This window comes from Streptomyces sp. H27-H1 (genome assembly GCF_026627445.1).
Taxonomy (GTDB): domain Bacteria; phylum Actinomycetota; class Actinomycetes; order Streptomycetales; family Streptomycetaceae; genus Streptomyces.
The window spans coordinates 239,807-265,728 of the sequence record NZ_JAPNLJ010000004.1 but is presented as its reverse complement, the minus strand read 5'-3'; the positions used below and the strand labels follow the sequence as shown (position 1 = coordinate 265,728).

At 71.7% G+C, this 25,922-nt stretch carries 23 protein-coding genes and 1 pseudogene; 16 read left to right on the top strand and 8 right to left on the bottom strand.

Going from position 1 to position 25,922, the window contains the following annotated elements; all coding sequences use genetic code 11:
* Positions 1-377 precede the first annotated feature (377 nt).
* Both aceE and OTB20_RS06065 read left to right on the top strand, forming a co-directional pair.
* Positions 378-3,110, top strand: a complete 2,733-nt coding sequence (aceE, locus tag OTB20_RS06070) for a pyruvate dehydrogenase (acetyl-transferring), homodimeric type (protein WP_267815550.1) — start codon at positions 378-380, stop codon at positions 3,108-3,110.
* A gap of 155 nt (positions 3,111-3,265) precedes the next feature.
* Positions 3,266-4,090 carry a potassium channel family protein gene (locus OTB20_RS06065; RefSeq protein ID WP_267815549.1) on the top strand — a complete coding sequence of 275 codons (825 nt, stop codon included), beginning with the start codon at positions 3,266-3,268 and terminating at the stop codon, positions 4,088-4,090.
* Here the strand turns inward: OTB20_RS06065 and OTB20_RS06060 are convergent.
* Positions 4,071-4,379 (bottom strand): annotated as a pseudogene (locus OTB20_RS06060) (peptidase inhibitor family I36 protein); the annotation flags it as partial. The gene OTB20_RS06065 and the pseudogene OTB20_RS06060 overlap by 20 nt on opposite strands.
* Positions 4,380-4,854: 475 nt before the next feature.
* Positions 4,855-6,471 carry an MFS transporter gene (locus tag OTB20_RS06055; protein WP_267815548.1) on the bottom strand — a complete coding sequence of 539 codons (1,617 nt, stop codon included), beginning with the start codon at positions 6,469-6,471 and terminating at the stop codon, positions 4,855-4,857.
* 91 nt (positions 6,472-6,562) lie between these two features.
* On the opposite strand from OTB20_RS06055, the gene OTB20_RS06050 reads away from it, so the two are divergent.
* From OTB20_RS06050 to OTB20_RS06040, 3 genes are all read left to right on the top strand, one after another.
* Positions 6,563-7,222 (top strand): TetR family transcriptional regulator, encoded by a 660-nt coding sequence (locus OTB20_RS06050; RefSeq protein WP_267815605.1) that lies wholly within the window; start codon positions 6,563-6,565, stop codon positions 7,220-7,222.
* A 248-nt stretch (positions 7,223-7,470) separates the two neighbouring features.
* Complete coding sequence (locus OTB20_RS06045; RefSeq protein ID WP_324290341.1) at positions 7,471-8,610, top strand: alpha/beta hydrolase; 1,140 nt, start codon at positions 7,471-7,473, stop codon at positions 8,608-8,610.
* Between the two features lie 74 nt (positions 8,611-8,684).
* Complete coding sequence (locus tag OTB20_RS06040; RefSeq protein WP_267815546.1) at positions 8,685-9,515, top strand: DUF4429 domain-containing protein; 831 nt, start codon at positions 8,685-8,687, stop codon at positions 9,513-9,515.
* A gap of 19 nt (positions 9,516-9,534) precedes the next feature.
* Here the strand turns inward: OTB20_RS06040 and OTB20_RS06035 are convergent, their stop codons facing one another.
* Together OTB20_RS06035 and OTB20_RS06030 are read right to left on the bottom strand one after the other, a co-directional pair.
* On the bottom strand, positions 9,535-10,551 hold the full coding sequence (locus OTB20_RS06035) for an aldo/keto reductase (protein ID WP_267815545.1): 1,017 nt from the start codon (positions 10,549-10,551) through the stop codon (positions 9,535-9,537).
* Complete coding sequence (locus tag OTB20_RS06030; RefSeq protein WP_267815544.1) at positions 10,548-10,970, bottom strand: MerR family transcriptional regulator; 423 nt, start codon at positions 10,968-10,970, stop codon at positions 10,548-10,550. Before OTB20_RS06030 ends, OTB20_RS06035 begins: the two co-directional genes overlap by 4 nt.
* Before the next feature lie 59 nt (positions 10,971-11,029).
* On the opposite strand from OTB20_RS06030, the gene OTB20_RS06025 reads away from it, so the two are divergent.
* Positions 11,030-11,848 (top strand): serine hydrolase domain-containing protein, encoded by an 819-nt coding sequence (locus OTB20_RS06025; RefSeq protein ID WP_267815604.1) that lies wholly within the window; start codon positions 11,030-11,032, stop codon positions 11,846-11,848.
* 17 nt (positions 11,849-11,865) lie between these two features.
* Here the strand turns inward: OTB20_RS06025 and OTB20_RS06020 are convergent, their stop codons facing one another.
* Complete coding sequence (locus tag OTB20_RS06020; RefSeq protein WP_267815543.1) at positions 11,866-12,528, bottom strand: pirin family protein; 663 nt, start codon at positions 12,526-12,528, stop codon at positions 11,866-11,868.
* Between the two features lie 80 nt (positions 12,529-12,608).
* On the opposite strand from OTB20_RS06020, the gene OTB20_RS06015 reads away from it, so the two are divergent.
* The 5 genes from OTB20_RS06015 to fabF all read left to right on the top strand — a co-directional run bounded on the left by OTB20_RS06015 (position 12,609) and on the right by fabF (position 17,525).
* On the top strand, positions 12,609-13,826 hold the full coding sequence (locus OTB20_RS06015; RefSeq protein ID WP_267815542.1) for a PucR family transcriptional regulator: 1,218 nt from the start codon (positions 12,609-12,611) through the stop codon (positions 13,824-13,826).
* 89 nt (positions 13,827-13,915) lie between these two features.
* Positions 13,916-14,848, top strand: a complete 933-nt coding sequence (locus tag OTB20_RS06010) for an ACP S-malonyltransferase (protein WP_267815541.1) — start codon at positions 13,916-13,918, stop codon at positions 14,846-14,848.
* 19 nt (positions 14,849-14,867) lie between these two features.
* Positions 14,868-15,872, top strand: coding sequence for a ketoacyl-ACP synthase III (locus OTB20_RS06005; RefSeq protein ID WP_267815540.1), 1,005 nt, complete (start codon positions 14,868-14,870; stop codon positions 15,870-15,872).
* Positions 15,873-15,934: 62 nt separating this feature from the next.
* Positions 15,935-16,183, top strand: a complete 249-nt coding sequence (locus tag OTB20_RS06000) for an acyl carrier protein (protein WP_267815539.1) — start codon at positions 15,935-15,937, stop codon at positions 16,181-16,183.
* 76 nt (positions 16,184-16,259) lie between these two features.
* Entirely contained in the window at positions 16,260-17,525 is a 1,266-nt protein-coding gene (fabF, locus tag OTB20_RS05995) for a beta-ketoacyl-ACP synthase II (protein WP_267754837.1), read from the top strand.
* Between the two features lie 63 nt (positions 17,526-17,588).
* Here fabF and OTB20_RS05990 read toward each other — a convergent pair whose 3' ends face one another.
* Positions 17,589-18,083: a DUF3145 domain-containing protein gene (locus tag OTB20_RS05990; protein ID WP_267815538.1), complete on the bottom strand. Its 495-nt coding sequence runs from the start codon at positions 18,081-18,083 to the stop codon at positions 17,589-17,591.
* A 251-nt stretch (positions 18,084-18,334) separates the two neighbouring features.
* Here OTB20_RS05990 and OTB20_RS05985 point away from each other — a divergent pair, with 251 nt between their 5' ends.
* On the top strand, positions 18,335-19,246 hold the full coding sequence (locus OTB20_RS05985; RefSeq protein ID WP_267815537.1) for an SGNH/GDSL hydrolase family protein: 912 nt from the start codon (positions 18,335-18,337) through the stop codon (positions 19,244-19,246).
* A gap of 111 nt (positions 19,247-19,357) precedes the next feature.
* Here OTB20_RS05985 and OTB20_RS05980 read toward each other — a convergent pair whose 3' ends face one another.
* Positions 19,358-21,862, bottom strand: a complete 2,505-nt coding sequence (locus tag OTB20_RS05980; protein ID WP_267815536.1) for a beta-glucosidase family protein — start codon at positions 21,860-21,862, stop codon at positions 19,358-19,360.
* Between the two features lie 147 nt (positions 21,863-22,009).
* Here OTB20_RS05980 and OTB20_RS05975 point away from each other — a divergent pair, with 147 nt between their 5' ends.
* The 3 genes from OTB20_RS05975 to OTB20_RS05965 all read left to right on the top strand — a co-directional run bounded on the left by OTB20_RS05975 (position 22,010) and on the right by OTB20_RS05965 (position 24,530).
* Positions 22,010-22,600 carry a TetR/AcrR family transcriptional regulator gene (locus OTB20_RS05975; protein ID WP_267815535.1) on the top strand — a complete coding sequence of 197 codons (591 nt, stop codon included), beginning with the start codon at positions 22,010-22,012 and terminating at the stop codon, positions 22,598-22,600.
* A 90-nt stretch (positions 22,601-22,690) separates the two neighbouring features.
* Positions 22,691-23,452 carry a carbon-nitrogen hydrolase family protein gene (locus OTB20_RS05970; protein WP_267815534.1) on the top strand — a complete coding sequence of 254 codons (762 nt, stop codon included), beginning with the start codon at positions 22,691-22,693 and terminating at the stop codon, positions 23,450-23,452.
* A gap of 325 nt (positions 23,453-23,777) precedes the next feature.
* Positions 23,778-24,530, top strand: coding sequence for a class I SAM-dependent methyltransferase (locus tag OTB20_RS05965; protein WP_267815533.1), 753 nt, complete (start codon positions 23,778-23,780; stop codon positions 24,528-24,530).
* Between the two features lie 27 nt (positions 24,531-24,557).
* Here OTB20_RS05965 and OTB20_RS05960 read toward each other — a convergent pair whose 3' ends face one another.
* Positions 24,558-24,905, bottom strand: a complete 348-nt coding sequence (locus OTB20_RS05960) for a winged helix-turn-helix transcriptional regulator (RefSeq protein WP_267815532.1) — start codon at positions 24,903-24,905, stop codon at positions 24,558-24,560.
* A gap of 97 nt (positions 24,906-25,002) precedes the next feature.
* Here OTB20_RS05960 and OTB20_RS05955 point away from each other — a divergent pair, with 97 nt between their 5' ends.
* Complete coding sequence (locus OTB20_RS05955; RefSeq protein WP_267815531.1) at positions 25,003-25,890, top strand: NAD(P)-dependent oxidoreductase; 888 nt, start codon at positions 25,003-25,005, stop codon at positions 25,888-25,890.
* The last annotated feature ends 32 nt before the right edge of the window (positions 25,891-25,922 follow it).

The following is a 25,922-nucleotide window of genomic DNA, read 5'->3' as shown; positions in this document are numbered from 1 at the left end:
TTGGGCGTAGTCCACACGGGCGCGGCGGATCGCGCAAGTGCCCGGCCGCCGAGACCGTCGAAACGGTGACGATTACGGCCGTCTCGCCGCAACTTTCAGCCCTTCCGCATGTACCCCTGGTGACTCATCCCACACCATTCCACCTCATTCGGCACGGCCTCGGGACTTTCGCACCTGTTTGAGGGACGAACGGCCTTGCGAAGGGGGTGATCGTCCTGGGCGTAGGGTTGCGGTTTGGTCAGTGTCGTCGCCGCAGCCAGGAATCCCCCCACCCTCCAGGGATTATCCAACGGTAAAGATGACGATTTCTGCCGAGCGTAAGACCATGGGAGGCGGCGAACCCCAAGGCACGACTCCCCCGACAGCGAAGGAACAGCGTGGCTTCCGCATCCGATCGCAATCCGATCATCATTGGTGGCCTCCCGAGTCAGGTCCCGGACTTCGATCCGGAGGAGACGCAGGAGTGGCTCGACTCCCTGGACGCCGCCGTCGACGAGCGGGGCCGTGAGCGCGCCCGCTACCTGATGCTGCGGCTGATCGAGCGGGCCCGCGAGAAGCGCGTGGCCGTGCCCGAGATGCGCTCCACGGACTACGTCAACACGATCGCCACCAAGGACGAGCCCTTCTTCCCCGGCAACGAGGAGATCGAGCGCAAGGTCCTGAACGCCACCCGGTGGAACGCGGCCGTCATGGTCTCGCGCGCCCAGCGGCCGGGCATCGGCGTCGGCGGTCACATCGCCACGTTCGCCTCCTCCGCCTCCCTCTACGACGTGGGCTTCAACCACTTCTTCCGGGGCAAGGACGAGGGCGACGGCGGCGACCAGATCTTCTTCCAGGGCCATGCCTCGCCCGGAATCTACGCCCGCGCCTACCTCCTGGACCGGCTCTCCGAGCAGCAGCTCGACGCCTTCCGCCAGGAGAAGTCGAAGGCCCCGTACGGCCTCTCCAGCTACCCGCACCCGCGGCTCATGCCGGACTTCTGGGAGTTCCCGACCGTCTCGATGGGCCTCGGCCCGCTCGGTGCGATCTACCAGGCCCGGATGAACCGGTACATGGAGGCCCGCGGTATCGCGGACACCTCCAAGTCACACGTTTGGGCGTATCTCGGCGACGGCGAGATGGACGAGCCCGAGTCGCTCGGCCAGCTGTCCATCGCCGCCCGCGAGAACCTGGACAACTTGACCTTCGTCGTCAACTGCAACCTGCAGCGCCTCGACGGCCCGGTCCGCGGCAACGGCAAGATCATGCAGGAGCTGGAGTCGCAGTTCCGCGGCGCCGGCTGGAACGTCATCAAGCTGATCTGGGACCGCTCCTGGGACCCGCTGCTGGCGCAGGACCGCGACGGCATCCTGGTCAACAAGATGAACACCACCCCGGACGGCCAGTTCCAGACGTACGCCACGGAGTCCGGCGGGTACATCCGCGACCACTTCTTCGGCGGCGACCACCGGCTGCGCGCGATGGTCGAGAACATGACCGACCAGCAGATCCAGCACCTGGGACGCGGCGGCCACGACCACAAGAAGGTCTACGCGGCCTACGCGGCGGCCAAGGCCCACAAGGGCCAGCCGACGGTGATCCTGGCGCAGACGGTCAAGGGCTGGACCCTCGGCCCGAACTTCGAGGGCCGCAACGCGACCCACCAGATGAAGAAGCTGACGGCCGACGACCTCAAGCGTTTCCGCGACCGTCTGCACATCCCGATCACGGACTCCCAGCTGGAGGACGGCGCGCCGCCGTACTACCACCCGGGCCGCAACTCCCCCGAGATCCAGTACATGCACGACCGCCGCAGCGCGCTCGGCGGCTACGTACCGACCCGCGTGGTGCGCGCGAAGCCGCTGCAGCTGCCGGGCGACGCGACGTACGCGGCCGCCAAGAAGGGCTCGGGCCAGCAGTCGATCGCCACCACCATGGCCTTCGTCCGCATCCTGAAGGACCTCATGCGGGACAAGGAGATCGGCCGGCGCTTCGTGCTGATCGCCCCCGACGAGTACCGCACCTTCGGCATGGACGCGTTCTTCCCGAGCGCCAAGATCTACAACCCGCTGGGCCAGCAGTACGAGGCGGTCGACCGCGACCTGCTCCTCGCGTACAAGGAGTCCCCGACCGGGCAGATGCTGCACGACGGCATCTCGGAGGCGGGCTGCACGGCTTCGCTGATCGCCGCGGGTTCGGCGTACGCGACGCACGGCGAGCCGCTGATCCCGGTCTACGTCTTCTACTCGATGTTCGGTTTCCAGCGCACGGGTGACCAGTTCTGGCAGATGGCCGACCAGCTGGCGCGCGGTTTCGTCCTCGGTGCGACCGCCGGCCGGACCACCCTGACGGGTGAGGGCCTGCAGCACGCCGACGGCCACTCGCAGCTGCTGGCCTCGACCAACCCGGGCTGTGTGGCGTACGACCCGGCGTACGGGTACGAGATCGCGCACATCGTCAAGGACGGTCTGCGGCGGATGTACGGCCCCGACGCCGAGGACGTCTTCTACTACCTGACGGTCTACAACGAGCCCATCCAGCACCCGGCCGAGCCGGCCGGCGTGGACGTGGACGGCATCCTGCACGGTATCCACCGGATCTCCGAGGGCACCTCCGGATCCGTCGGGGCCCAGATCATGGCCTCGGGCGTGGCGGTGCCGTGGGCGCTGGAGGCCCAGCGGATCCTGGCCGCCGAGTGGAACGTCCGGGCGGACGTCTGGTCGGCGACCTCATGGAACGAGCTGCGCCGCGAGGCCGTCGCCGTGGAGGAGCACAACCTGCTCCACCCGGAGGAGGAGCAGCGCGTCCCGTACGTGACGACCAAGCTGTCCGGCGCGGAGGGTCCGTTCGTGGCGGTCTCCGACTGGATGCGGGCCGTCCCGGACCAGATCTCGCGCTGGGTGCCCGGTGCGTACACCTCGCTGGGCGCGGACGGCTTCGGCTTCGCGGACACGCGGGGCGCGGCCCGGCGCTTCTTCCACATCGACGCGCAGTCGGTGGTCCTCTCGGTGCTGACCGAGCTGGCCAAGCAGGGCAAGATCGACCGGTCGGCGCTGAAGCAGGCGATCGACCGGTACCAGCTGCTGGACGTCCGGGCGGCCGACCCGGGCGCGGCGGGCGGCGACGCCTGACCGCTCCGCGGGCCGTGCGGGTGACGTGAGGACAGTGGGCCGGGCCGCCGAGGCGGACCCGGCCCACTGCCGTCCGGCCACGGCGCCGGCCGGGCCCCGCCCCGCGTCGCAGGGCGGGTTCCGCTCCGCTTTATGCGTTCCTTACGATGCTCGGCATGAAGCAACCCTCCCGCCAGGCGAAGTGGGAGCGCCGTACGCAGACTCCGCTGCTGGTGCTCGCCCTGGGATTCGCCGTCGCCTACGCCGTGCCCATCGTCGTGCCCGACGCGAAACCGGCCGTCCACCTCACCTGCAAGTTCGCCGAGTGGGCGGTGTGGGGCGCCTTCGCGGGCGACTATCTGGTGCGGCTGGGCCTCGCGCAGTCGAAGAGGGCCTTCGTCCGGACCCACTGGATGGACCTGGCGGCGGTACTGCTGCCGATGATCCAGCCTCTGCGGCTGCTGCGCCTGGTCTCCACCCTGATGCTCGTCGGCCGGCGGGCCCGGATGGCCCCGCAGATCCGGCTGACCACCTACGTGGCGGGCGCGGTGGTCGGGCTGCTGATGTTCGGCTCGCTCGCCGTGCTGAGCGTGGAGCGCGACGCCCCCGACGGCAACATCAAGACCCTCGGGGACGCCCTGTGGTGGTCGGTGACCACGATGACGACGGTCGGGTACGGGGACCACTCCCCCACCACCGGACTCGGGCGGCTGCTGGCGGTGGGGCTGATGCTGTCCGGGATCGCACTGCTGGGTGTGGTGACCGCCAACATCGCGGCCTGGTTCATCTCCCGCTTCGAACGCGACGACCAGGCGGACCGCGCCCAGACGGCGGCGATCTCCGAACTGGCGGCGGAGGTACGGGCGCTGCGTGCCGAGGTCGCCCGCCTCGGCGCAGCGGCTCCCGCCGGGACGGGCGCAGCCGCTCTGCCGGGCGGATTCGTTCCGGCGGACGCGTTCGTTCCGGCGAGCGGGGGCGCCGTCAGCGCTCCCACACCTTGAACGCCCTGACCTGGTAGGGCGACTGGGGCAGCCACACCCCGTCGCCCGGGTAGGTCTGGAACTCACCCGTCTCGGCGCACTCGGCCGACTGGTAGGTGGTGACCGGGCGGCCGGTCCGGTTCGTGAGGGACTGGGCGGTGGTCCCGGCGGGCAGGGCGGTGCAGCTGTTGATGTCGAGGGTGCTGAGCTCGTGGGTCGTGCGGGCGCCCTTGAACTCCGGCTTCGCCCACAGGCACAGCTGCCCGGTGGCGCAGGCCCCGAGCGCCGGCGGCCCGGCGGCCCGTCCCCGGGTCCGCCCGGAGGCCCGCGCCGGTGCCGGAGCGTCGGTCCGGGCCGAGGTCTGGCCCCGGGCCGAGGTCTGACCCCGGGGCTGGACCGGCGCCTGGACCGGTGTCTGGACCCTCGCCTGGGCCGGACCATGCGCTTGGGCCTGCGCCGGTGTACGGCCCGGGGCGTGGCCCGCCGCACGGGCGGATTCGGCGGTGCCGGGGATCAGCAGGGTGGCGGTGAGAACGACGGCCGAGGCGGCGGTGCGCCCGGAACAAGTGGTGCTCCACGTACGCATGACGGGTCAACTCCTGGTGGACGAACGGGCTCCGGACCGTTTCCGGAGCTCCGTCGACACCACGCTGACCTGCGCGGACGTCCCGGCGGAAGGGGCCGCGAGCGGGTCCACCCTGATAGGCGACAGCCCCGCCGGAACCGCCGGACGGGGCTGTGACGGCCTCGGAGTTGACGCCCAGGGCGCCCGCGGGCAGGGCGCCCTAGATGTGGGCCGCGCCCGCCCCCGCGGCGGCGTTCTCGCCGCGCTTCGTGAAGCCCGCCACGACCGCGGCGAGTACCGCGACCACGCCCGCGACGGTGAAGGCGGTGCTCATCCCTGACACGAACGTGTCCTGCGCGACCCTCGTGATGGTCCCCGCGAGCTGCTCCGCAGCGCCCGGCGGGATCGGGGCGATGCCGACCTGGATCCCCTTCTCCGCGAGGTCCGCCTGCTCCGGGGTGAGCGGCGGCAGCCCGGCCCCGGCCCAGTTGTCCTCGAAGACGCTGCCGACCTTGCTGGCCATGACCGCGCCGAGCACGGCGGTGCCCAGGCTGCCGCCGACCTGCATGGCGGCCTGCTGGAGTCCGCCGGCCACGCCCGAGAGCTCCAGCGGGGCGTTGCCGACGATGACCTCGGTGGCTCCGACCATGACGGGCGCGAGCCCGAGGCCCATCAGGGCGAACCAGAACGACATGGTGAGGGTGGAGGTGTCCGGGGTCAGCCGGGCCATCCCGAAGCAGGCGGCGGCGGTGGCGACCATGCCCGCGACGAGCGGCAGCCGCGGGCCGACCTTGGTGATGGCGAGGCCGGCCAGCGGCGATCCGACGATCATCATGCCGGTAAGCGGCAGCAGGTGCAGGCCGCTGTCGACGGGGCTCATGCCGTGGACGTTCTGCAGGTAGAAGGTGACGAAGAACAGCCCGCCCATGAAGGCGAAGGCCATCAGGACCATCAGGACCGTGCCCGCGGACAGCGGTAGCGAGCGGAACATCCCGAGCGGGATCAGCGGCTCGGAGACGATGGTCTCCCAGACGGCGAAGGCCACGAAGCACAGCGCGGACCCGCCGAGGAAGGCCAGGGTCTTCGTATCGCCCCAGCCCCATTCGGAGGCCTTGATCAGCGCCCAGATCAGCGAGAACATCCCGGCCGACAGCAGCAGGATGCCGAGCAGGTCGAAGGAGCGGGGGGCGTTCTCGGCCCGGTGGTCGACCAGGATGAACAGGCCGAAGGCGAGCGCGAGGATGCCGACGGGCACGTTGATGAAGAAGACGGACTGCCAGCTGACGTTCTCGACGAGCAGGCCGCCGACGATCGGCCCGGCGGCGGTCGAGGCGCCGATGACCATGCCCCAGATGCCGATGGCCATGTTGAGCTTCTCGGCCGGGAACGTCGCGCGCAGCAGGCCGAGCGCGGCGGGCATCAGCAGTGCTCCGAAGACGCCCTGCGCGACGCGGAAGCCGATGACGAACTCGACGCCGTCGGAGAGGCCGATGGCCGCCGAGGAGACGGCAAAGCCGGCGATGCCTATGAGGAAGGTCTGGCGGTGGCCGAAGCGGTCGCCGAGCTTGCCCGCGGTGATGAGGGAGACCGCGAGGGCGAGCAGGTAGCCGTTGGTGATCCACTGGACGTCGGCGAGCGAGGCGCCGAGGTCCTTTTGGATGGCCGGGTTCGCGACGGCGACGATCGTGCCGTCGAGGGTGACCATCATGACGCCGATCGCGACGGCGAAGAGGGTGAGCCACGGATGGCCCCGAAGGCCCGTACGGACCGGGGAGGGGCCCGGTTCCTTGGAGAGCGAGAGTGCGTCCCCGCCGTCGACGGTGGTCTGACTAGTCATGCGAACAGGCTAGTGACAGCGACTGACACTTCACAGACCACTTCGCGGGACAGTCACTGTCAGGTCGGTCACAGGTACCCTGACGGCCGTGATGACCGATCAGCGGCCCGCGCCCGCACCGGGCGCCGGCCTGCGCGAGCGCAAGAAGCGGCGCACGCGCGACGCGCTCCTGCGCGCCGCCCTCCTCCTCTTCATCGCGCAGGGGTACGAGGAGACGACCGTCGACGAGATCACCGACGCCGTTGAGGTCTCCCAGCGCACCTTCTTCCGGTACTTCGCCAACAAGGAAGAGGTCGCCTTCGCCGTCCAGGACCTGGTCGAATCGCACTTCGTCGCGGCGCTGCGCTCCCGCCCGCCCGCCGAGGGCCCCTTCGAGGCGATGCGCTCGGCCGTCCTGGACGCCTGGGACACCATCGACGAGGCCATCTCGGAACTGGTCCCCCTCGACCTGTACATGCGCAGCTACCGGCTGATCGAGTCCACCCCGGCCCTGCTCGCCGTGCACCTGCGCCGCTCCACCGAGCTGGAGGAACAGACCGCCCGGCTGATCGCCGAGCGCGAGGGCCTGGACGTGGACGCCGACGCACGGCCGCGGGTGGCCGTCGCCGCGTTCACGGGCGTGATGCGCGTCACCGGCCGGCTCTGGGGGCAGGGCGAGGACACCAGCGTGGCCGCGATCCGCCGGATGACCGAGGTCTACCTCGACCAGATCGGCCCGGCGCTGGCCGCCGACTGGCGCCGCCCCGCCTGAGCGGCGCCGTTCCGGTCCGGCCGGGCGAGGACCGCGTACGGGCAGGGTCGCCCGCGCGCGGAGGTCCCGTACGAAACCACAGGCGTCCCACGGTCGGCGGTGACTCCGGTCACCCGGCGCGCAACGACCGGTGGAGGTCTTTTAGGCTGGGCGCAGTGAACCTGCCCGGCCTCCACACCCACTCTCCCGACGCCCCCGCGCGCCCGGCCGCCCTGCGCGCCCTGCTCGCGCTGGCGGTGGTCTTCCTGATGCTCACGACCACGGGGTGGACCGCCGTCTACCGGCCCTCGGGCGAGGCGTCCCCGCGCGAGGCGGCCTTCGCCTCCTGGGCCGGATCGAGCTTCGCCGGCCGGGCCCTGCCCGCCGCCGCTGCGCCGGCGGCGACGGTGGCACGTTTCTTCGCGGCCCTCGACGGCGCCCAGCGCGCCCGGCTCGCCGAGGGCCACCCCCTGGTGGTCGGCAATCTCGACGGTGTGCCGCCCACCGTCCGCTACCGGGCCAACCGAATGGCCCTGCAGCAGGCCGCGCGGTCCGAGGAGGCCCGCGCGCACGACGTCACGCTGGCCCCGGCCGACCGGGTCACCGCCGCCCGGCGCGCCCACCGCTTCGAGTCCCTCGCCGAGCCCGGCCGGCAGATCCTCACCTTCGACCCCACCGGCGGCGCCCTCGTCGCCGAGGTCTTCGGCGACCTCGGCGAGGCCCGCCGGATCTCGGTGATCGTCCCCGGCGTCGACACCGACGCGCTCACCTTCGAGCGCACCGAGCGCCGCCTGACCGCCCCCGTCGGCATGGCGGAGTCCCTGTACGGGGCCGAGCGGGCGGCCGCCCCGGGCGGCCGGACCGCGGTCATCGCCTGGGCCGGCTACATCGCCCCGACCGGTGTCGGCATGGACGCGGCGACCGGGCGGCTCGCCGTGGACGGCGCGGTCAGGCTGCGCTCGCTGGCCTCCGGGCTGCCCGGGCGGGCGAGCGTGGCGCTGTTCTGCCACAGCTACGGGTCGGTGGTGTGCGGGCTGGCCGCGCACGAACTGCCGGACCGGGTCACGGACATCGTGGTGGCGGGCAGCCCCGGAATGCGTGCCGGTACCGCCGCCGAGCTGGACACCTCGGCGCGGGTGTGGGCGATGCGGGACTCCGGCGACTGGATCGCCGACGTACCGCACCTGGAGTTCGGGGGGCTCGGCCACGGCGCGGATCCGGTCTCCGCGGAGTTCGGTGCACGGGTCCTTTCGGCGGCCGGAGCCAAGAGCCACACCGGCTACTTCGAGCCAGGAACCGAATCTCTGGACAACTTCGCCAAAATCGGAACCGGTGCGTTCGGTTCCACGGTGTGCGCCACCCCGGACGACACGTGCCAACGCGGAACATCCCGGACGGACGGTCCCTGACCCACCCGGCCGACCCGAAATCGGACCTCACAGCGGGGGGACGCACGGGGGTGCGTCCCTTTACGATGTGCCACATGGGTGACGTACTGGCCGGAAACCATGCCATCTGGGAGTTCGACCACACCACGAACTCGGTGATCATCCGCTTCGCACGGGGGATGCGAACACCCAGGCTCTGGCAAGCCCTGGGAGAACGGCGGATCCCCCTCGAAGCGTTGTCCGGGGTGAGCCTGACCGTGGGACGGCGGGACACCGTGGTCCTGCACGCCCGGGCGCGGGACGGCGCGGACCCCCTGATGGAGGCCGCGGCGGGACAGCTGAGGGAAGCCTGCGATCCGTACCGGCTGGTGCTGCCGCGAGCCGGCGGCGACCGGGCGGCGGCCTTCGTAGAGGCCCTGCGCGAGCGGCTGGGGCCGCCCGGGCCGGCCGAACGCTTCCTGGTCTCCGTCCCGGAGCCGCCCACCGGCCTGAAGGCGTCCGACGCCCGGCTCTCCTTCGACGGCGGGGCCGTCACCTTCCGCTGGTCCCGGACCGGAGCCACGAGCACCAAGTGGAAGGCGGGCGACCAGCGGTATCCCGTGGCCGACCTGACCGGCGTCTCCTGGCACTCGCCGGAGCGCCCGGGGGGACACCTTCGGCTGTCGGTCCGCAACGCCGCGGGTGATCCCCGGGCGGACCACGATCTGGCCTCGGCCGTGTTCGGGGTGGGACACGGGAGCGTGCACGAGTCGCTGCCGTTCGCGGCGGCGGTGTTGGTGGGAGTGCGCGGGCGGATGCCGGTCGCTGCCGTTCCGGGGCCCCGGACGGCCGATCGGCTGCAGCATCTGAGTGAGCTGCACGGTGTCGGTCTGCTCACCGAGTCGGAGTACGCGGCGCTGCGGGACCGGCTCGCGGCCGGGGGGTGACGGGCCGCCCCTGCGGGGGCTACGCCTCCCGTGCCGCCGCGGTGGAGCTCATGTCCGGGTAGCGGTCGCCCGCCACCCGGTCGGCCAGGGGGTCCAGTAGGGCCAGTTCCTCTGCCGTCAGTGTGATGCGGGTCGCCGCCGTGTTCTCCGCGAGGCGGGAGGGCTTGCGGGTGCCCGGGATCGGGACGACCGTCAGGCCGTGCACCGCCGACCGCTGCTGGACCCACGCCAGCGCGATCTGCCCGGGCGTGGCCCCGCGTGCCGCAGCGATCGCCCGTACCGGCGCCAGCAGCGCCGCGTTCGCCTTCGCGTTGTCGCCCGTGAACCGGGGCTGGTGCCGGCGGAAGTCACCGGGCGTCAGCTCCGCCGACGCGTCCGCGAACGCCCCGGTCAGGAAGCCCCGCCCGAGCGGGGAGTACGCCGCGACGGCCACGCCCAGCTCCGCCGCGACGCCCACGGCGCTGAGCTCCACGTCCCGGCTGAACAGCGACCACTCCGACTGGAGCGCCGCGATCGGGTGCACCGCGTGCGCCTCGCGCAGCTCCGCGCCGGTGACCTCGCTGAGCCCCAGGTGACGCACCTTCCCCTCCCGCACCAGCTCCGCCATCGCGCCCACCGACTCGGCGAACGGCACGGCCGGATCGCGCCGGTGCATGTAGTACAGGTCGATCACCTCGGTGCCGAGCCTGCGCAGACTGCCCTCCACCGCCCGGCGGATGTAGGCGCGGTCGTTGCGGATCCCCCGGTACGCCGGGTCGTCCGTCCGCTCGATGGCGAACTTCGTGGCGAGGGTGATCCGGTCCCGGTGCGCGGCCGCGAACGGCGCGAGGAACTCCTCGTTGGCGCCCCGCCCGTAGGCGTCCGCGGTGTCGTAGAGGGTGACCCCGGCGGCCAGCGCCGCCTCCAGCGTCTGCCGGGCGGCCGCCTCGTCCGTGTCCCCGTAGAACTCGCTCATCCCCATGCAGCCGAGCCCCTGGACGCCCACCAGCGGGCCGCCCTCGCCCAGTTCGACCTTCTTGATCTGTTCGGTCTTCATGTCCGGTCCGCCTTTTCCGCGACGTCGGCGCACATCGCATACGTATCGATCTTGTAGTCCAGGACGGCGAGCGCGTCCGTCAGTTCCGCGATCCGCGTCCGTACCTCGTCCCGCGTCCGCTCCAGCAGTTCGCGCCGGTCGCCGGCGGTCTGCGGGCCCTCACGGACGAGTTCGGCGTACCGGACCATGTCCGCCACCGACATCCCCGTGGTGCGCAACTTGCCGACGAAGGCCAGCCAGTCGAGGTCCTTGTCGGTGAAGCGCCGCTGACCCGAGTGGGAGCGGTCCACGTGCGGCATCAGGCCGATCCGCTCGTACCAGCGCAAGGTGTGCTGGGTCAGTCCGGTCCGGGCCTCGACCTCGCTGATCGTGTACCGCCTCTGCGTCTGCACTTGCGTCTGCATCTGGGTCAGGCTCATGGCTCCACGCTAAATCCTTGGAGTGCACTCCAAGCAAGTACGCTCGCGGCATGGAGAGCTTGCAGAGTCTGCGCATCATCGAGAACTGGCCGGTCCCGACCGCCGCCGCGGCCGTCGTCCACGCCGACGGGACGGTGCTCGGCGCCCACGGCCCGGTGGACCACCGCTTCCCGCTGGCCTCCGTCACCAAGCCCCTCGCCGCCTACGCCGCCCTCGTCGCCTACGAGGAGGGCGCGATCGAGCTGGACGAGCCGGCCGGGCCCGAGGGCTCCACGGTGCGCCACCTGCTCGCCCACACCAGCGGCCTGGCCTTCGACGAGCACCGGGTGACGGCCCCGCCCGGACAGCGCCGGCTGTACTCGAACGCCGGTTTCGAGGTGCTCGGCGACCACATCGCGAAGGCCACCGGCATCCCCTTCGCCTCGTACCTGTACGAGGCGGTCTTCGAGCCGCTGGGCATGGCGTCGAGCAGCCTGGAGGGCTCTCCCGCCAAGGACGGCGTCTCCACCGTCTCCGACCTCCTGCGCTTCGCCGCCGAGCTCCAGCAGCCCCGGCTGCTGGACGTCCGTACCGTCGCCGAGGCCACCTCCGTGGTCCACCCCGGACTCAAGGGCGTCCTGCCCGGCTACGGCCACCAGTCCCCCAACGACTGGGGGCTCGGCCTGGAGATCCGTGACGGGAAGGCCCCGCACTGGACGGGCACCGGTTCCTCACCGCGCACCTTCGGGCACTTCGGGCAGGCCGGGACCTTCCTGTGGGTGGACCCGGACGCCGGCGCCGCCTGCGTGGCGCTGACGGACCGCGCCTTCGGGCCGTGGGCCGTGGAGGCCTGGCCCCCGTTCACCGACGCGGTGCTCGCCGAGCTCAGGACCCGCTGAGGCCCCCGGGCCAGCGCCTACTGGAACTCCCAGACCAGCACCTCGGCCGGCGACCCGGCGACCAGCTCGAGCTCCGGCTCGCCGGTGATCCGCGCCGAGTCGCCCGCGCTGAGCTCCTGCCCGTCCAGGCGCAGGTCTCCCCGTACGACGTGCAGGTACACCCGCCCGGCGGCCGGTACGGCGACCCGCTCGCCCGCGCCCGGACGCCGTACGTGCAGTACGGCGCCGGCCGCGGGCACCGCGTAGGGCGTACTCTCCGCGATCCCCCTGACCAGCGTGTACGAGGGCTTCCCGGCCGGATCGAGGGGCTCGAGCCACATCTGGACGAAGCGCAGCGGCCCGGGCGCGTCGTTGCGCTCCACGTGCCGCGTACCGGACGCGGCCCCGAGGTGCTGCAGGTCGCCGGGCCGCACCAGGGTGGTGGCGCCCGTGGCGTCCCGGTGGGTGAGCTCGCCCTCGGCCACCCACGTCACGATCTCGGTGTGGCTGTGGGGATGCTCGTCGAAACCGGCGCCGGGGGCGAGACTCTCCTCGTTGCACGCCAGGACCGGGCCGAACCGCAGGTTGTCCGGGTCGTAGTGCGAGCCGAAGGAGAAGGCGTGCCGGGTGGTGATCCCGGCGCCGGCACCGTCAGGGCCGCCGCCCTCGTACCGGTCGGAGCCTCGGCGTACATCAATCATGGGGGCCACGGTAGCCCCGGGGCGCGGCCCGGAGTGGGACCGGACGCCGCGCACCCGTCCCGATAAGGCAGTCTTGTCCCGTGCCCCAACCCGAACGTGAGCATTCACCCGCGGTCCACCCCACACATCCGGCTCCCCCCCATCCGCACTCGGCGACGCTGCGACGACTGGAGAAGTCCTCCGGCCGGCTAGCCGCCAACGCCATCGCGCGCATGGACGAGACGCTGTCGTGGTACCGGGCCATGCCGCCGGAGAACCGCTCCTGGATCGGCCTGGTCGCCCAGGCCGGTATCGCGGCGTTCACCGAGTGGTTCCGGCATCCGGAGACCCCGCAGGCGATCTCCACCGATGTCTTCGGGACGGCTCCGCGCGAGCTGACCCGGGCGATCACCCTGCGCCAGACCGTCGAGATGGTGCGCACCACGATCGAGGTCATGGAGACCGCGATCGACGAGGTCGCGGCGCCCGGCGACGAGTCGATCCTGCGCGAGGCACTGCTCGTGTACGCCCGGGAGATCGCCTTCGCGACCGCCCAGGTGTACGCCCAGGCCGCCGAGGCGCGGGGGGCGTGGGACGCCCGGCTGGAGTCCCTGGTGGTCAACGCGGTGCTGTCCGGAGAGGCGGACGAGGGCGCGCTGTCGCGGGCCGCGGCCCTCGGCTGGAACTCCCCCGAGTACGTGTGCGTCGTGCTGGGCACGGCTCCCGAGGGCGACAGCGAGCTGACGGTCGAGGCGATCCGGCGGGCGGCCCGCCACCACAAGCTTCAGGTGCTCACGGGTGTGCTGGGCGACCGGCTCGTGGTCATCGCGGGCGGCAGCGACAATCCGATGCAGGTGGCGAAGTCGCTCATCGGGCCGTTCGCCGCGGGTGCGGTGGTCGCCGGACCGGTGGTCCCGGACCTGTTGAACGCCACGAAATCGGCGCAGGCGGCCGCGGCCGGGCTCAAGGCCTGCACGGCGTGGCAGGACGCTCCGCGGCCGGTGCTCGCGGACGATCTCCTGCCCGAACGCGCGATCGCCTCGGACCCTGCGGCACGCGAGCAGTTGGTGGAGGAGATCTACAGACCGCTCGAAGAGGCCGGCTCTGCCCTTTTGGAGACGCTGAGTGTCTATCTGGAGCAGGCGAGCAGTCTCGAAGGCGCAGCTCGGATGTTGTTCGTACACCCGAACACCGTGCGCTACCGGCTCCGACGTGTGACAGACGTCACCGGCTGGTCGCCCTCCGATGTCCGTTCCGCGTTCACTCTGCGGATCGCCCTGATCCTCGGACGTCTGGCCGACAGCGATCCTCAGTCCTAAGCTTTTGTCGGACATCAACAATTACCCCGACGGTTCTTCGTCCCTGTCCCCACGGGCGGCGGGGGCCGAACACAAGAGAGAGTGTGAGGGTGCTCGTACTCGTCGCTCCCGGCCAAGGCGCACAGACGCCCGGCTTCCTGACTCCCTGGCTCGAACTGCCCGGCGCCGCTGACCGCGTCGCCGGCTGGTCGGACGCCATCGGGCTCGACCTTGCCCACTACGGCACGAAGGCCGACGCGGACGAAATCCGCGACACGGCCGTCGCACAGCCCCTGCTGGTGGCCGCTGGACTGCTCGCCGCTGCCGAGCTGACCGCGCTCCCCCAGGTCGGCCGCACCGCCTTCGGCGCCGTGGCGGGCCACAGCGTCGGCGAGATCACCGCCGCCGCGTACGCCGGCGTACTGTCCGACACGGACGCGCTGTCCCTCGTGCGTACCCGGGGTCTCGCCATGGCAGAGGCCGCGGCGACCACCGCGACGGGTATGGCCGCGATCCTCGGCGGGCAGCCGGACGTGGTCATCGCACACCTGGAGAAGCTGGGTCTGACCCCGGCGAACGTCAACGGCGCCGGCCAGATCGTCGCCGCGGGAACCCTGGAGCAGATCGCGGCCCTGGAGGCCGAGAAGCCCGAGGGATCCATGAAGGTCGTCGCCCTCAAGGTCGCGGGCGCCTTCCACACGCACCACATGGCTCCGGCGGTCGCCGGTCTGGAGAAGGCCGCGTCGGCCCTTTCCCCGGCCGACCCGGCGCTGAAGTACGTATCGAACAAGGACGGTCAGGTCGTGACCACGGGCGCCGATGTCGTCGCCCGGCTGGTGGGCCAGGTGGCCAACCCGGTCCGCTGGGACCTGTGCATGGAGACGTTCGCCGCACTGGGCGTCACCGGGATCGTCGAGCTGTCCCCCGGCGGCACCCTGACGGGTCTGGCCAAGCGCGCGCTGAAGGGCGTACCGAGCGTGGCCCTGAAGACCCCGGACGATCTCGAAAAGGCCGCGGCGCTCGTGTCCGAGCACGCGGTCTGAGAGAAGGAGCCCACTCAGCATGTCGAAGATCAAGCCTGCCAAGGGCTCCCCGTACGCCCGCATCCTCGGCGTCGGCGGCTACCGTCCGATCCGCGTGGTGCCGAACGAGGTCATCCTCGAAACCATCGACTCCTCCGACGAGTGGATCCGCTCCCGTTCCGGGATCGCGACGCGGCACTGGGCCTCACCCGAGGAGACCGTCGCCGCGATGTCGGTGGAGGCCTCGGGCAAGGCCCTGGCCGACGCCGGGATCGCTCCGGAGAAGATCGGCGCCGTGATCGTCTCGACGGTGTCGCACTTCAAGCAGACCCCGGCCGTGGCGACCGAGATCGCGCACCGCATCGGCGCGGGCAAGCCCGCCGCCTTCGACATCTCCGCCGGCTGCGCCGGGTTCGGCTACGGCCTCACCCTGGCCAAGGGGCTCGTCGTCGAGGGCTCGGCCGAATACGTTCTGGTCATCGGCGTGGAGCGGCTCTCGGACCTGACCGACCTGGAGGACCGCGCGACGGCCTTCCTGTTCGGTGACGGTGCGGGCGCCGTGGTCGTCGGACCCTCGGACGAGCCTGCCATCGGCCCCACCGTGTGGGGTTCGGAAGGCGACAAGTCGGAGACCATCAAGCAGACCGTGCCGTGGGACGAGTACCTCGGCAAGGACGGCGGCGACAAGTTCCCGGCCATTACGCAGGAGGGTCAGGCGGTCTTCCGCTGGGCCGTCTTCGAGATGGCCAAGGTGGCCCAGCAGGCGCTCGACGCAGCCGGGATCACCGCTGACGACCTGGACGTCTTCATCCCGCACCAGGCAAACATGCGGATCATCGACTCGATGGTGAAGACTCTGAAGCTGCCGGAGCACGTCACGGTCGCCCGTGACATCGAAACCACCGGCAACACCTCCGCCGCCTCGATCCCGCTCGCAATGGAGCGGCTCCTGGCGACCGGAGCGGCGAAGAGCGGCGACACCGCGCTCGTCATCGGCTTCGGGGCGGGACTCGTCTACGCCGCGACGGTCGTTACCCTCCCCTAGGGCCCGGGATCCACATCCCGGGCTCCGTTCGACACCCAGCTAGCTATAGAAGGAGCGCCAACATGGCCTTCACCCAGGAAGAAATCGTCGAAGGTCTCGCGGAGATCGTCAACGAGATCGCCGGCATCCCGAACGAGGACGTTCAGCTCGAGAAGTCCTTCACCGACGACCTGGACGTCGACTCGCTGTCCATGGTCGAGGTCGTCGTCGCCGCTGAAGAGCGCTTCGAGGTGAAGATCCCGGACGAGGACGTCAAGGGTCTCAAGACCGTCGGTGACGCGGCGAGCTACATCCTGAAGCACCAGGCCTGAGCCTGACGAGCGTTTGTCGCCACCCCGCGGTGGCGCCGTGACAATTCACCCCCTGAAACGTGGAGAAAGAATTCCTGTGAGCCCGACCAATCGCACCGTGGTCGTCACCGGTATCGGCGCAACCACTCCGCTGGGTGGCGACAGCGCTTCGACCTGGGAAGGTCTGCTTGCCGGCCGTTCCGGCGTAAAGCCTCTCGAAGGTGAGCGCTTCGCCGAACTCCCGGTCCGGATCGCCGCGACGGCCGCCGTGGACCCCAGTGAGGTCCTCCCCCGGCCGCTGGCCCGCAAGCTGGACCGCTCGGCCCAGTTCGCGATCATCGCCGCCCGTGAGGCGTGGGCCGACGCCGGTTACACCGCCCCGGCGGGCGAGGATGCCGCCATCGCGCCCGAGCGCCTGGGCACCGTCATCGCCTCCGGCATCGGCGGCGTGACCACCCTGCTCGACCAGTACGACGTACTGAAGGAAAAAGGCGTGCGCCGGGTCTCCCCGCACACCGTCCCCATGCTCATGCCCAACGGCCCGTCCGCCAACGTCGGCCTGGAGATCAACGCCCGTGCGGGCGTGCACACTCCGGTCAGCGCCTGCGCGTCGGGCGCCGAGGCCATCGGCTACGCCGTCGAGATGATCCGCACCGGCCGTGCCGACGTGGTCGTCGCCGGCGGCACCGAGGCGGCCATCCACCCGCTGCCGATCGCCGCGTTCGCCAACATGATGGCGATGTCCAAGAACAACGAGAACCCCGAGACGGCCTCCCGCCCGTACGACAAGGCCCGCGACGGCTTCGTCCTCGGCGAGGGCGCGGGCGTCGTGGTCCTGGAGTCCGCCGAGCACGCCGCCGCGCGCGGCGCCCGGGTCTACTGCGAGGTGCTGGGCCAGGGCCTGTCCGCGGACAGCCACCACATCGCGCAGCCGGAGCCCACCGGCCGCGGTGTCGCGGCCGCCGTGCAGAACCTGCTCGACAACACGGGTCTCGACCCGGCCGAGCTGGTCCACCTGAACGCGCACGCCACGTCCACCCCGCAGGGTGACACGGCCGAGCTGAAGGCCCTGCGCAAGGTGCTGGGCGACGACCTCGACCACATCGCGATCTCGGCGACGAAGTCGATGACCGGTCACCTCCTGGGTGGTGCCGGCGGTATCGAGAGCGTCGCCACGGTGCTGGCGCTGTACCACCGCCTCGCCCCGCCGACCATCAACCTCGACGACATCGATGACGACATCGACGCGGACATCGTGCGCGGCGAGCCCCGCAAGCTCCCGGCGGAGGGCCCGATCTCCGCGATCAACAACTCCTTCGGCTTCGGTGGCCACAACGTCACCCTGGCGTTCCGCAGCATCTGAGTTCCGCTCACGCAGAGGGCCCACCCGGAATCATCCGGGTGGGCCCTCTGCGTTCGGCCGTACTCAGACCACCTGGTGGAGCCAGCGGACCGGGGCGCCCTCGCCCGCGTAGCGGAAGGGCTCGAGCTCGTCGTCCCAGGGTTTGCCGAGCAGTTTGGCGATCTCCGCCTCCAGGTCCGTCTCACCGTGCGCGGACCGGGCGAGGGCGGCGCGCAGCCGGTCCTCGGGGATCAGGATGTCGCCGTGCATGCCGGTGACGGCGTGGAAGATGCCCAGCTGCGGGGTGGAGCTGTAGCGCTCGCCCTCGGCGGTCGGACAGGGGTCCGCGGTCACTTCGAAGCGGAGCAGGTGCCAGCCGCGCAGTGCGGAGGCGAGTTTCGAGGCGGTACCGGCCTCGGCCTGCCAGGAGAACTCGGCTCTCCAGGTGCCCGGGGAGGCGGGCTGACGGATCCAGTCGAGGTTCACCCGCACCCCGAGCACCCCCGCAACAGCCCATTCCACGTGCGGACAGAGCGCGCGCGGTGCGGAGTGCACGTACAGGACTCCACGTGTCGTCACCGGGACCTCCAGTGTGGGACGAGGTCGGGAATAAACTCCAGAAAACGGACAGTATGTGACGTGATGTAATGTAACGGAAATTATTTGACATTGCGTTGCGGGACTTGCGGCCGAAACGCCACGGGAAAAAGCTACCGTGCGCCGGGGGTCATGGTGTGACGTACGGTCGCTCCGAGGGCCGTAAAACACAGAGCATTCACTCAGCAGGACGCCCCCGAATGATGCGGGGCGACGAAGGAGGGACCTTCCGCATGCGCACCACCGCCCCACGCCGCCGCGCGCGTCGGACCTCCGCGGGTGCGGGTGCGGGTGCGGCGCTGGCCCTGCTGCTCTTCGCGGCGGGCGCGCTGACGGGGTGTTCGGCGGACGGGGCGAAGGCCGGGGGCGAACGCGGGGCGCAGGCGGCCGCGCGGTGGAACACCGCGCCGGCCTCGGTCGCCGCGGTGGGCGACTCCATCACGCGCGGTTTCGACGCCTGTTCGGTGCTGGCCGACTGTCCGGAGGCCTCCTGGTCCACCGGCGCCGACCCCGAGGTGCGCTCACTGGCGGCCCGGCTGCTCGGCGAGGCCGAAGCGCCCGCGCGCAGCTGGAACTACGCGGTGACCGGATCCCGGATGGCGAACCTGCCGGGGCAGCTGGCCCTGGCCGCCGAACACAAGCCCGGCCTGGTCACGGTGATGGTGGGCTCGAACGACGCCTGCCGGCCGTCGGCTTCGTCGATGACTCCGGTGGCCGCCTTCCGGTCCGGATTCGAGAAGGCGCTGGCCGACTTGAGGGCGGCCTCGCCCGCCTCGCAGGTGTACGTATCCAGCGTCCCGGACCTCCAGCGGCTGTGGGAACAGGGCAAGGACGACCCGATGGTGCGGCAGGTGTGGAAGCTGGGCATCTGTCAGTCGATGCTCGCCGATCCGACCTCGGCGGCCGCCGGTGCGACGGCCCGGCGGGAGAAGGTCCGGGCGCGCGTGGTCGAGTACAACGAGGCGCTGCGCGAGGTCTGTGCGAAGGACGAGCTGTGCCGGTACGACGGCGGCGCGGTGTTCCAGTACCCCTTCTCGGCGGAGCAGTTGAGCCGCTGGGACTGGTTCCATCCGGGCAAGGGCGGGCAGGCGCGGCTCGCGGAACTGGCGCACCGACAGGTGACCTCCGCCGAGCCTCCGCGTTGACGCCCTAGCTGGATTGGATCGGACCGGGGGCGGGTGTCAGGGCCCGCCCCCGGTCCAGCTTTTGCGATCACCACGGCTTTCAATCGACACAGCACGGGTGATTTCAGGCCATTACAGGTCGAGAGCCGCCGTAAGCCGGGTGTCGCCGTGCGAACGGCTCGCTCGGACCTCGTAGCTGCCGCCGATCCGCTGCCAGGAACGGGAGGGCTGGTCCCAGATCTCGAAAGCGCGCTCGGGCAGGACGATCTCCACGTCGACGCTCTCGCCGGGGCCGGCGGTCACGCTCGCGAAGCCGGCCAGCCAGCTCGCCGGACGCTCGACGCTGTCCGCTACGGGAGCCAGGTAGACCTGTACGGTCTCGCGGCCCGGCCGGGCGCCGGTGTTGGTGACGCGGACCGTCGCCAGGCCGGGGGCGACCTCCAGGGACTCGTAGGCCCAGTCCGTGTAGCCGAGGCCGTGTCCGAAGGGGAAGGCCGGGGCGATCCCGTGCTTCTCGTAGGCCCGGTAGCCGATGAAGAGCCCCTCGCGGTACTCCAGGCGCCCCTCGGTGGGTACGACCTCGGTGACCGGCGCGTCGGCGAACTCGGCGGGCCAGGTGGTGGGCAGCCGCCCGCCCGGCTCCGCCTCGCCGAGGAGTACGTCGGCCAGCGCGGCCCCGCCCTCCTGCCCGGGGAACCAGGTCAGCAGGACTGCGGCGACCTCCTCCCGCCACGGGAGCTCCACCGGGGAGCCCGCGTTGACGACGACCACGGTGTTCGGGTTGACGGCGGCGACGGCGCGCACCAGATCGTTCTGCCGGCCCGGGAGCGTGAGGTCCTTGCGGTCGAAGCCCTCGGACTCCACCCGCTCGGTGGTGGCGACGACCACGACGGCGGTGTCCGCGGCGCGCGCCGCCTCCACGGCCTCGGCGATGAGCTCGTCGGCGGAGCGCTGCGGGCCGAGGTGGAGGAAGGAGAACATGATCGCCTTGAGCGGCAGGGTCGTCATGTCGGGGACCTGGTAGGTCAGTGAGACCTCGACGGCCTCGCCCTCGGTGAGGGTGAGGCGGGCCCGCTCGTTGGGGGCGCCGAAGAAGGCCTCGAACGGGTCGGCCTCGCTGCCCATCGGCTGGACACCCTCCCAGCGGACCTCGCCGCCCAGCGCGAGGGTGAAGGCGCCGAGTCCGCGGGTGCCGAAGGCGTGCTCGCCGCTGTCGCGCGCCACGAACGTACCGGTGACCTCGATGCTCGCCATCGTCTCGTAGCCGACGCCCTCGGGCAGGTCGTCGCCGATCCACTGGACCTGGCCGGTGGGCAGCGATCCCGTCCCGATGACGGCTCCGGAGGCGTCCCGGCAGATCGCGCGGAGCTCGAAGCCCTTGTCGGCGGGGATCAGTTCGTCGCTGGGGTCGGCGCCGACCGCGAAGGTCAGGGAGCCTTCGGGAAGGGCCGCGGTCAGTCCGTCCAGCGGGGAGACGATCCGCTCGGGGAAGACGGTGGCGCTGCCGCCGCCGAGGACCCGGGCGTCGCGGGCGGCGGCGCCGATGAGGGCGACGGTGCGGCCGGGGGTGGTGTCGAGGGGCAGTGCGCGCTTCCCCTCGGACGCGGACTCCCCGGACGCGGACTCCCCGAACGCGGACTCCTCGATGGCGGACTCGTTGCGTACGAGGACGAAACCGCGGGCGGCCAGCTCGCGGGCCAGCGCCTGGCCGTCGATGGGAGCCGGGACCTCGCCGACCGCGGCGGGGGCGCCCTCCAGGATGCCGACCCGGGCGGCGAGGCGCAGGACGTTGCGGACGGCGTCGTCGACGGCGGACTCGGGGACCTCGCCGGCGCGGACGGCGTCGGCGAGCGGCGCTCCGTAGACGGTGACGGGACCGGGCATGGCCACGTCCATGCCGCCGAGGATGTCGCCGGCGGTGGAACGGGCGGCCATCCAGTCGGAGACGTTGTAGCCGTCGAAGCCCCATTCGCCGCGCAGGACCTCGTTGACGAGGTACCGGTGCTCGGTCATGGTCGTGCCGTTGACCTCGTTGTAGGCGGTCATGATGCCCCACGGGTGGGCGCCCGCGACGATGGCCTCGAAGGGCGCCAGGTAGAGCTCGCGCAGCGGGCGCGGGGCGATGACGCTGTTGACGGTGAACCGGTCGGTCTCGGCGTCGTTGCCGACGAAGTGCTTGACGGTGGTGCCGACACCGCCGTCCTGGACGCCGTTCACGTAGCCGCTGCCGATCGCGCCGGTGAGGTAGGGGTCCTCGGAGTAGCACTCGAAGTGCCGGCCGCCGAGCGGGGAGCGGTGCAGGTTGACGGTGGGTGCGAGGAGGACGTGGACGCCCTTGCGGCGGGCCTCCTGGGCGAGGAGGCGGCCGGCCCGGCGGGCGAGCTCGGGGTCCCACGCGGCGGCGAGCGCGGTCGGGGAGGGCAGGGCGATCGACGGGTCGTCGGCGGTCCAGCGCACTCCGCGCACACCGATGGGGCCGTCGGACATGACCAGGGACTTCAGCCCGATCTCGGGGACGGCGGGCAGGGACCACATGTCCTGGCCGGCCAGGAGCCGGGCCTTGGTGTCGAGGTCCAGCTTGCCCAGGGCCGTCTCTACGGCGTCGTTGCGGACCTGATCGGCATCGGTCACGGCCATGCCTCCTCGTTGGGTGCGGGTACGCGGTGCGGTGCGTGACCCCATGGTGGACCCGTTGCCTGTAGAGCGGTAGGGTTTGTGATCCGTTCGTGACATTTCAATGCCGTACGGTCCTGCTTGCAGGTGCGGAACGGAAGGGGCGGGGCGATGGTCAGGACGAGAAGTGAGGAACGGCGCGTGGAGATCGTCCGCGCGGCCCTCAAGGTGATCGCCGAGCGCGGCTACCGGGGCGCCGCCCTGAGCACGGTCGCGGAGCGCGTGGGCCTGACCCAGCAGGGACTGCTGCACTACTTCCCGACCAAGGAGGCGCTGCTGGTCGCGGTCCTGGAGGAGCGCGACCGCTGGGACACCGGCGGCGGCGCCCGGGCGATGGCCGACGCCTGGCGTCCGGACCTGCTGGCCTCCCTGGTGGAGTACAACGCCATGCGCCCGGGCATCGTCCAGACCTTCTCGGCGCTGCTCGGCGAGAGCGTCACCGACGGCCACCCGGCTCGGGAGTTCTTCGCCGAGCGGTACGCGCAGGTGCGCGGCTCGATGGCGGAGGTCCTGCGCGCCGAGTTCGGAGACCGGCTCCCCTCGGGCCTCACCCCCGAGCAGGCGGCCCCGCTGCTGGCCGCCGTGATGGACGGCCTCCAGTACCAGTGGCTGCTCGCCCCGGAATCCGTGGACATGCCCGGCGCCTTCCGTACCTTCCTCGACCTGATCCAGGGGGCCCGGGGCCCGGGCCTGACCGCCTGACCGCCCGAGGCCGGGTCCGGATACCTGTTGCGGACGGCCTGTTGCGGACGGCCTGGTCCGGGCGGCCGGCGGGCTGGCAGGCTGAACCTCGTGAAGATCGCCGCCGCGCAGTTGAGCTGCGCCCCCGCCGACGTGTCCGCCAATGCCGTACGGGCGGCCGCCCTCGCCGTGCGGGCCCGGGAGGAGGGCGCCGGGCTGGTGGTGTTCCCGGAGCTCGTGCTGACCGGCTACGAGCTGTCCGCGATAGCCGCCGACCCCGGACTCTGGCTGGCCGACGCCGAGGATCCCCGGCTGGACCCCGTCCGCTCCACCGGGATCGCCACCGCCGTCAACGTCGCGCTGCGCGCGGACGGCCCCCGGCCCGTCATCGCGACCCTGGTCCACGACGCGGACGGCGCACACGTGACCACGTACGCCAAGCAGCACCTCTACCGGCACGAGCAGGAGGTCTTCGCGGCGGGGACGGCACCCGGCCGCTTCGAACTCGGCGGGATCCGCTTCTCGCTGGGGATCTGCTACGACAACCACTTCGCGGACGTGCCCGGCACGGGCGCCGCGGCCGGCTGCCGGGTCCACCTGGCGAGCTCCCTCTACGGCACGGGTGACGGCGTCGGCGAGCGGGCGGCGATCCACCCGGGGACCGCCCGGGACCACGGGATGTACGTGGTCCTCGCCAACCACGTCGGACCCGCCGGGCCGTGGACCGGATGCGGGGGCGCGGCCGTATGGGCTCCGGGCGGGACCCTGCTGGCCGAGGCCGACGCACACACGCCGTCGGTCGCCGTGGCGGAGGTGGCGGCGGAGGCCATGGGCGAGGCGCCGGCGGACAACCCTGCGCGGAACCGGGCCTGACGGGACGTCCGGGCACACGTCCGTCAGGCCCGGGCCGGCGGACTCGGCGTCGCGGCTCAGGAGCACAGGAAGTGCCCGGCTACGGCTACGGCTACGGCTACGGCTACGGAACCCGTACGGAAACAGAGCCCTGATCGGCCGTGAAAGGGCTCGCGGCGGCCCTGGGCGGGGCCCGTGGCCGCCCCGCTCCCCCACCCGCCGGGGGCGGGGACCGGCCGGTCCGGACAGGCCGCCAGAAGGCCCGGAAACCACCCTCAACACCCGCCCTGACCTGGGCTTTTCCTCTGTTCGGAGATAAAATCGGGGACAGCCGAAAGGGGTTCGGATGGACCGGAACATACGCAGTGTCGACGACGTACTCGCCCTCATGGACAGCCTTTTCGCACCGGAGGCCGACCGCTGGACGACCGGCGGCTCCTCCTGGTGGGACGGCTTCTACGCGGACCGCGACCGACCGGTCCCGTTCTTCACGGCGAAGCCCGACGAGAACCTCGTCTCCTGCCTGGACCGCGGTCTGATCCCCGAGGGAGGCCGCGCCCTCGACCTGGGCTGCGGTCCCGGCCGCAACGCCCTGCACCTCGCCTCGCGGGGCTTCGAGGTGGACGCCGTCGACCTCTCCCCGACGGCCCTGGCCTGGGCCGAGGAGCGCGCCCGGGCCGCGGGGGCCCGGGTCCGCTTCCACCACGGGGACGCCTTCGGCGCGGCCGGCGCCGAGCTCGTGGGCCCGTACGACCTGATCTACGACTCGGGCTGCTTCCACCACCTGCCGCCGCACCGCAGGGTCAGCTACCTGGCCCTGCTGGAGCGGCTCCTGGCGCCCGGCGGCCGCTTCGCCCTCACCTGCTTCGCCTCGGGCGCGATGGGCTCCGAGCTGCCCGATGCGGACTTCTACGGCCGGGCCCGCCTCGAAGGCGGTCTCGCCTACACCCCGGAGTCACTGCGGTGGGTCTTCGCCGGCCTCACCGAGGTCGAGCTGCGCCGGATGAACGACGAGCCCGCGTCCTCCGGTTCCTTCGGCGAGGAGTTTCTCTGGACGGCGCTGTTCCGCCGCCCGGAGTGCCGTACCCGCCCGGAGTGACGTACTGCGGGGACGTCCGCAGCGCCTTCAGCCGGGGCGCCCCGGCCCCTCGGGGAGCAGGTGCTTGCCGCCCCACGCGCCGAGGGGGGCCAGGGCCTCGTTCAGGTCCTGGCCCAGCGTGGTCAGCGAGTACTCGACGCGCGGCGGGACCTCGTCGTAGACCTCGCGGTGGACGATGCCGTCCGTTTCCAGCTCGCGCAGTTGGGCCGCGAGCACCTTCTCCGAGACCCCCGGGACCAGTCGTCGCAGTTCGCCGAAGCGGCGCGGGCGCTGCTCCAGCTCCCACAGGACCGAGACCTTCCATTTGCCGTCGATCACGGACATCGCCGCGGCGATCCCGCAGTGATCCGCGCCCGGCCGCCCTGTCACCGCCATCGCACACCCCTCCCCACCTGTTCGCTCACCTCGGGGTAACCACCCACTCCGAAGTGCGTACTTGAGCACGTGTCAGCCTGCCACCAGGCTAAACGGCATGACCGACACCAGCACGAAGACCCCGCTCACCCTCCTCGGACTCGGCTCGATGGGCACCGCCCTCGCCCGCACCTGGCTCGCCGCGGGCCACCCCCTCACCGTCTGGAACCGCACTCCCGCCAAGGCCTATGCCCTCGTGGCCGAAGGCGCCGTCGTCGCCGCGAGCCCTGCCGAGGCAGTGGCCGCGAACGGCCTGGTCGTGCTCTGCCTGCTGGACGACTCCAGCGTGGACTCGGCCCTGGCGGGCCTGGACCTCACCGGCAAGGACCTGGTCGACCTGACCACCGGCACCCCCGCCGACGGCCGCGCCCGGGCCACGTGGGCCGAGGAGCGCGGAGCCCGCTTCCTGGACGGCGGGATCATGGCCACCCCCTCGATGATCGGCGTCCCGGAGGCCGGGGGGTACGTCTTCTACAGTGGCTCCGCCGCCCTTTTCGAGGCGCACCGCAGCACTCTGGGGGTCCCGGCGGCCGTTCGTTTCGTCGGGACGGACCCCGGGCACGCGGCCCTGCACGACGTCGCCCTGCTGAGCGCGATGACCGGACTCTTCGCCGGGATCTCACACGCCTACGCACTGATCGAGGGCGAGGACATCTCCCCGAAGGACCTGGCTCCGCTGCTGGCCGAGTGGCTGGGGGCGATGGGCTTCTTCGCGGGCGCCGCCGCCGACCGGCTGGTCTCGGGGGACTTCACCACGGGCGTCGAGTCCAACCTGGCCATGCAGGTCACGGCGAGCGCCACCCTGCTGCGGACGGCCGCGGAGCAGGGGGTCAGCACGGAGCTGATCAGCCCGTACCTGGACCTGATGCGGGAGCGGCTGACGGCCGACCCGGCGTCCCACGGAGGCGAGGACACCGCCGGGGCGATCACCCTGCTGAAGCGCTGAACCGGGTGGGTCCGAGCCCCGCGGAGTCGAGC

What these genes read in the sequence shown, in the direction of transcription:
- OTB20_RS06065 (WP_267815549.1), top strand. Translation starts at nt 3,266, where the DNA reads ATGAAGCAACCCTCCCGCCAGGCGAAGTGGGAGCGCCGTACGCAGACT.
- OTB20_RS06055 (WP_267815548.1), bottom strand. Translation starts at nt 6,471, where the DNA reads ATGACTAGTCAGACCACCGTCGACGGCGGGGACGCACTCTCGCTCTCC.
- OTB20_RS06050 (WP_267815605.1), top strand. Translation starts at nt 6,563, where the DNA reads ATGACCGATCAGCGGCCCGCGCCCGCACCGGGCGCCGGCCTGCGCGAG.
- OTB20_RS06045 (WP_324290341.1), top strand. Translation starts at nt 7,471, where the DNA reads ATGCTCACGACCACGGGGTGGACCGCCGTCTACCGGCCCTCGGGCGAG.
- OTB20_RS06040 (WP_267815546.1), top strand. Translation starts at nt 8,685, where the DNA reads ATGGGTGACGTACTGGCCGGAAACCATGCCATCTGGGAGTTCGACCAC.
- OTB20_RS06035 (WP_267815545.1), bottom strand. Translation starts at nt 10,551, where the DNA reads ATGAAGACCGAACAGATCAAGAAGGTCGAACTGGGCGAGGGCGGCCCG.
- OTB20_RS06030 (WP_267815544.1), bottom strand. Translation starts at nt 10,970, where the DNA reads ATGAGCCTGACCCAGATGCAGACGCAAGTGCAGACGCAGAGGCGGTAC.
- OTB20_RS06020 (WP_267815543.1), bottom strand. Translation starts at nt 12,528, where the DNA reads ATGATTGATGTACGCCGAGGCTCCGACCGGTACGAGGGCGGCGGCCCT.
- OTB20_RS06005 (WP_267815540.1), top strand. Translation starts at nt 14,868, where the DNA reads ATGTCGAAGATCAAGCCTGCCAAGGGCTCCCCGTACGCCCGCATCCTC.
- OTB20_RS06000 (WP_267815539.1), top strand. Translation starts at nt 15,935, where the DNA reads ATGGCCTTCACCCAGGAAGAAATCGTCGAAGGTCTCGCGGAGATCGTC.
- OTB20_RS05985 (WP_267815537.1), top strand. Translation starts at nt 18,335, where the DNA reads ATGCGCACCACCGCCCCACGCCGCCGCGCGCGTCGGACCTCCGCGGGT.
- OTB20_RS05980 (WP_267815536.1), bottom strand. Translation starts at nt 21,862, where the DNA reads ATGGCCGTGACCGATGCCGATCAGGTCCGCAACGACGCCGTAGAGACG.
- OTB20_RS05975 (WP_267815535.1), top strand. Translation starts at nt 22,010, where the DNA reads ATGGTCAGGACGAGAAGTGAGGAACGGCGCGTGGAGATCGTCCGCGCG.
- OTB20_RS05965 (WP_267815533.1), top strand. Translation starts at nt 23,778, where the DNA reads ATGGACCGGAACATACGCAGTGTCGACGACGTACTCGCCCTCATGGAC.
- OTB20_RS05960 (WP_267815532.1), bottom strand. Translation starts at nt 24,905, where the DNA reads ATGGCGGTGACAGGGCGGCCGGGCGCGGATCACTGCGGGATCGCCGCG.
- OTB20_RS05955 (WP_267815531.1), top strand. Translation starts at nt 25,003, where the DNA reads ATGACCGACACCAGCACGAAGACCCCGCTCACCCTCCTCGGACTCGGC.